Origin of the sequence: Vibrio genomosp. F10 str. ZF-129, assembly GCF_000287055.2 — a bacterium.
Classification (GTDB): domain Bacteria; phylum Pseudomonadota; class Gammaproteobacteria; order Enterobacterales; family Vibrionaceae; genus Vibrio.
The window spans coordinates 3,505-4,370 of sequence record NZ_AJYQ02000072.1 but is presented as its reverse complement, the minus strand read 5'-3'; the positions used below and the strand labels follow the sequence as shown (position 1 = coordinate 4,370).

Here is an 866-nt window from a genome sequence, read left to right as displayed (position 1 = left end):
GTTGCTCACTACTTAATTGGGCGTTAGGCGATTGGGTAAGTTATGAGTAATAAGAAAAATAACAGTCTTGTTTCACGGTTAGTATCAAACGATACAAAAGAATTTTGGGCTGATATATCTGAAATGAGTCTCGACAATGTTCTTGAAACTGTTGCAAAAGACCAAGAGCTTCTCAGAGAGATTCCAATTATTAAATGGGTTTGTACTTCAATCAGCGTAAAAAATTCCATTCAAAGCGCCGCTTTTATGAAAAAGTTCTCAAGTTTCATTGGGCAAGTGAACCTTGAAAGCTTCACTGAAAACGATGTGGCTTTACTTTGCGATGCTGTGGATGTCTCATCGGTAACTGATGAAATAATTGAAAATACGATGGTTTATATTGATCGTTACCACAACGAAATGAAAGCGAAGTTATTGGGAAGGTTGTTTGTTGAAACTTTTAAGTTCAATAGATTTACCGTCCGTGAATATAACTCGCTATTGTTTAGTATCGAGCAAATCCATCCATTTGAAGGTTTGGAAACACTCAAAGAGTTTTACGATTACAAGACACGTATGGATGCGGCTTCTTCAGAAGAAGAAAGGCGAAGTGTTTGGGCTGAAGGAGCTAAAATTGACTTTCAGTCATTGGCAATGTCTGGTCTGTTACGGTTGCCATCTGGGGGAGCATACACTGGCGACTTAGGTGGAGCATTTATAAACGACAAAGGCGTTAAATTTTACGAGTTCATCGTAAGAGATACCGTTCATTGAAAAATCGCCTAACAAACTGTTCAAGAGGGATTCGCAACGCGTGGCATTTTTACTATGCGTTGGTTTAAGTGATTAAGGTGGTATGCGGCGGCTTTGGTATTGCGTTGCTCACC

1 protein-coding gene is annotated in these 866 nt (G+C 39.4%); it reads left to right on the top strand.

From position 1 onward, the window contains the following. Positions 1–42 precede the first annotated feature (42 nt). Positions 43–753, top strand: coding sequence for a hypothetical protein (locus A1QO_RS07335; RefSeq protein ID WP_017040823.1), 711 nt, complete (start codon positions 43–45; stop codon positions 751–753). Positions 754–866: the final 113 nt, after the last annotated feature.

What these genes read in the sequence shown, in the direction of transcription:
- A1QO_RS07335 (WP_017040823.1), top strand. Translation starts at nt 43, where the DNA reads ATGAGTAATAAGAAAAATAACAGTCTTGTTTCACGGTTAGTATCAAAC.